The organism is Candidatus Neomarinimicrobiota bacterium (assembly GCA_018647265.1).
Taxonomy (GTDB): Bacteria; Fidelibacterota; Marinisomatia; order Marinisomatales; family TCS55; genus TCS55.
In genome coordinates, this window is sequence record JABGTK010000105.1 from 1 (window position 1) to 4,771 (window position 4,771).

A 4,771-nucleotide genomic window follows, 5' to 3' on the forward strand; every position below is an offset into this window, starting at 1 on the left:
AGATTCCGTCCATGTGGGATTATTCCATTGATCGTTCACCACATTAATTTGCTTTCCATCAGTGAGAGAATCCACGACCCATTTTACAAAACTGGCTTGCGTACGCTTCGTATAACTATAAACCACATTAGCCCTGAGGATAGTTGCTTGCTCATGATGCGTTGTTAACCATTCATCCGCCGCCAATTTGGTTTTGCCATAAACAGATATAGGATTGGTTTCATCAGTTTCACTGTAGGGCCCATTTTTACCATCAAAAACATAGTCTGTAGAAATTTGAATAAAGTACCCATCAAATCCATTACATAAATTATTCACCCCATCCATATTTATGGATTTTGCTAATTTCGGATTGGTTTCACATCCATCCACATTGGTCATGGCCGAGAGGTTTAAGATTACATTCGGTTGTGTATCTTTCAGAATTTGGTTCACGGCATCGGCGTTAGTTACATCCAAGTGGATCCCCTCATCTAAGACATGCCATCCGGTTGGAATTATATTAAAGCTTGACTTTAAGTGTTTTATGCATGCATCACCTAATTGACCATATGCGCCTGTAATTAATACTTTTTTCATTTTATTATTTACCAGGAAGGCACTAAGACACGGAGGGTCTTAAAAATGGTTTATTCATGAATGATTTTTCATTGAGTCTTCGTGGCTAATCCACGATCTCGAATGAATGGGCCACAATATCCACTTGTCTCAAAAGCATATACTTATCCATACCGGGGTGAAAAATCATCAAATGGATAAAATATGTCCTGTCCGTTGCTTCATCGTAAAAGAGGTAAGAAATAAAAGGGCCGCCTTGGGCTTCTTCAATACTTTCCCAAAGACCCGTAATTTTCCAGGCGCCGCGCTCATTGAACACAGCCGGTTCAATTTTAAATAAATAATCGGAATATTCAATATGACCAAAATATTTCGGTGGAATCTCTTTAACATATTCGTGAACAGAAGCACTGTCTGTAAAAGTCAATCCATCGGCCCATTGCACCGCCAGCCAACGATAGGGAATATCACGTCCCATCCAGAAAAACTGCTGTTCGGCGCTGTCGGCAATCACTGTATATCCCCAGGGGATTTTCATAGTCCAACCGTATTTATCCCCAAGTTCTTTCTGAAGATCTTTTTGCAATGTTGACCCCTCAAACAAGTGCTTACTCTGGCGTTTAAAGAATAAATCATCATATTGTTTTTTGAGCCATGGCCCTTGATCCTTAGCCTGTTCTATAATCTTTTCTGTGGTGGGACCATTCATGATGAGATAATTTTGGTTGCGGGCATATACATCTTTAGCGAATATGAGTTGATTGTCCCCCTCCATAGTCGTTTTGTACTGGGAAGCGGACAAAATTTGTTTCACCAGTTTCGCACCCAAATTCCGAGGATGATCTCCTATGGCTGCAACGATGACATTCACATGATCATTTACATCGGTGAAATTTTCAGGATCGACCCAAACAGTGTGATAATAGGGCTCTGGCTGTGGTGTAAATAAAGTATCGCTAAAAATGGTGGTAAGCACTTTTTGCACTTCATCTCTATCCCCCAACGAAGCCACCACCACTAATTCATTATCGGCACCCATTGCGCGCGGTTTGAACTGGTCGCAGCTAGACCAAAATAATATTGTTACAATACAAAGAATTAATCTTTTAGTCATTATCAGCCTATCCGTTATCCAACACAAAATTAGCCCGTTGTTTATCAAAAAGCACATCCAGAAGTTTAACTTTTACCCTGTCGCCCAAACGGAATTCCTTTTTGTACTTTCGACCTCTCAAGCAGTAATGATCTGGGTCATAACTGTATTCGTCACCTTCTAATGTTTCCGTATGGACGAGCCCTTCGGCCAAGGATAAATCTAACCCGACAAAAAAGCCAAAATTGACCACACCAGAAATGATACCCTCAAAAGATTGGCCCATTCGTTCTCCCAGCCAGCGCAACTGCTTCATTTTGATATATTCTCGTTCTGCTGATAAAGCCTGAAGTTCTGCTTGATTGGAGAAGTTAACTGCTTTTTCCATCATTTCATGCCAATCCGATTTCGGTTCAAATGATTGGTCGCAGACCATTTTAATCATACGGTGAACCATCAAATCGGGATAGCGGCGAATGGGTGATGTAAAGTGGGTATAATGGTCAAATGCCAATCCGAAGTGTCCTGCATTAGTCATGCCATACTCAGCTTTACTCATGGTTCTGAGCGCTACCGTTTCGATCAAAGATCGATATGGTGAATCTTCTACATGTTTCAGAACATTTTTAATATCATTGGGCGACAGTTCACCTTGGGGAATTGGAATATCAAGATGCAATAATTTCAGAAGGTTAATAAATCGTTCCACTTTCAGATTGTCCGGTTTGGGGTGGACGCGATAAACAAATGGATATTTCTTCGGTAGTAATTTTGGAATTTCTGCCGCCACCAGTTGATTGGCTAAAAGCATACATTCTTCCACGATGCGATGGGATTCCATCCGTTCGCTAGGACGAATTTCATGGGGTATGCCTTTTTCGCCCATTTCAAAAATGGGTTCAGGAATATCAAAATCTATACTCCCCGCATCAGACCGATTTTTGAAAAGCTGTTTTGCCAATCGCTTGAGCATAATGATTTCATTCTTTGCGGAATGACTTGTTTTGCCATCAACAATATCCTGAACATCTTGATAAGTGAATCGCGCTTTACTGTTAATCACCGTGGGCAAAATTTCTGTTTCTAACACATTAAAGTTTTTGTCCATTTTTATGATAGCCGAAACAGCGAGGCGATCTACGTTGGGTTTGAGCGAACAAAGATTAGCAGATAGTTCCTCGGGTAGCATGTGGACCACACCTTCGGTAAAATAGACCGATGTAGCGCGAATAATGGCCTCTCTATCGATAGGTGAATTGGGTGTTACGAAATGACTCACATCCGCAATATGGACGCCCAAAACATAACCATCCCGATTTTGCTTAATCGAAATAGCATCATCAAAATCTTTTGCATCCACCGGGTCGATAGTAAAACTGTTCCATTGTCTCAAATCTCGTCGATTAGGTACTTCTTTTTCGATAGATTTTTGACTGAAATTATGAACCGCTTGATTCACCTTCCCCGGGAATTCCTGGGTATAATCATACTTATTGAGGATCATTTTCATATCATTGGATGGATCTTCCGCTTTACCAATGACAGTCACCAATTCAGCAATAATGGGGTCAAAGGCATTACCCCAATCCTTAACCTTCGCTTTTACAATTTGACCTTCGCCCAAATCTTTTTTCGCTTTAATAAGCCGAATTCCCCGACCAGGGTTAACAGGCGAAATTTCCATAAACAGTTTTCCAGCATAACGATAGGTTATACCAATGAATTGATCAGATCCCCGTTCCAGCACTTTTTCAATTCGACCTTTTAATCCTTGGGGTCCTTGATTCTTTTTCAACTTTACCTGAACGCGATCTTTATGAATGGCATCCGCCATGGATCGTCGGCCGATGAAAATATCTTCTGAATCATCTTCGGTTATAACAAAACCGAAGCCCTTTTGAGTGACGGTCAATACGCCCTCTATTTTGTTAGGTTGCCTCGGCAACCCATAATGTTTTCCTTTAATGAGATTTATCTCCCCTTTTTTTACCATTTCTTTCAGAAGGATTTTAACAGCACCAACTTCGCCCTGCTTTACCTTCATCCTATGGAGTATTTCTTTTTGCCGGAATAACTTTCCGGGGTTTTGATTAAATATGGCTAATAGTTTTTTACGCATTATAATTCCGAACTGAATTTAAGATGAATTTTTCCTCCGGACGACCCCTCAGAAAATCCGATTGCAATATCCAAAGTGAAAGTTCCATTGTGTTGGCGAAAGCCCATACCGTATCCAGCCTTTATTGTTGAAAAGGACTTACCGAATAATGGCTCCGACTTTTGCACATCATTGTAAACCACGTCCTTAGAATCATTAAAACCGGACACTGGTTTATCCATAAACAGGAATAATTGTGATTTATCTAAATCACCGAAGAGCCATTCAAATTTATGAATGACCACCCAATCTGCACTAAATTGATTTTCTCCATAACCTCTAATTGAATTTGCACCCCCAAATTTCACCTTCTTAGCGATTGCAATCTCCCTTCCCGTCACATTGACCCCCTGTCCTTCCACAGACAATAATAGTACGCCGGGCCCCAACTTCCGATATTTATCGATTCGGAATTTAATTTCAGTCACGGTAGTTTTTCCCATTTCATCTTCAAATTTCCCCAGAGCGATTTCACCTTCCCAAAAGCGACCTTCAGATGGCATCCATCGATTATTCCGCCGATCGCCCCGCATGCCGAGAATCACCGATTCTGATTTAAATTTCGATTCATTTGTCAAATCTTTGCTGGATTCTTTTTTTCCGCCGATTCGCCACTGACCCAAAGGACCAATCCCCGTAGCAACCGCCGTTGTACTTTCTAAAATATATTGATCTTCCAAAAAATCCTGTTGGAATTCAATATCAGTACCGAAGGGTAAACCAAATGGGAATGGTGTTTCGTAGCCTAATTTCAAAAAACGAGATTGTTCATTGGGTTGACGCCATTGCAGATCCATAATGGTGCCTTCTTTTCTGGGATTTTCCAGATGGAGATCCACTTCTCCAGTGGTGAGCCATTTTCCATCTTTACCTTTGCTGGCCCCGATGATGCCGCCGATCTGACTTTTGAACTGGGGATGAAACGCCACCACGGCTGCCACTTGTTTTTTGCCATACTGAGC

At 41.2% G+C, this 4,771-nt stretch carries 4 protein-coding genes; all 4 read right to left on the reverse strand.

The features are described 5' to 3' along the window. A partial coding sequence (locus HN459_06035; protein MBT3479008.1) for an SDR family oxidoreductase occupies window positions 1–579 on the reverse strand: 579 nt, incomplete at its 3' end. A gap of 85 nt (window positions 580–664) precedes the next feature. Next, window positions 665–1,672: a DUF4837 family protein gene (locus HN459_06040; protein ID MBT3479009.1), complete on the reverse strand. Its 1,008-nt coding sequence runs from the start codon at window positions 1,670–1,672 to the stop codon at window positions 665–667. 7 nt (window positions 1,673–1,679) lie between these two features. Continuing rightward, the gene (rnr, locus tag HN459_06045; protein ID MBT3479010.1) at window positions 1,680–3,770 is read right to left on the reverse strand and encodes a ribonuclease R; all 2,091 of its coding nucleotides are present in this window, start codon (window positions 3,768–3,770) and stop codon (window positions 1,680–1,682) included. Next, window positions 3,770–4,771, reverse strand: a 1,002-nt coding sequence (locus HN459_06050; GenBank protein MBT3479011.1) for a BamA/TamA family outer membrane protein, incomplete at its 5' end; no start/stop codon positions are given. The genes HN459_06050 and rnr, both read right to left, overlap by 1 nt.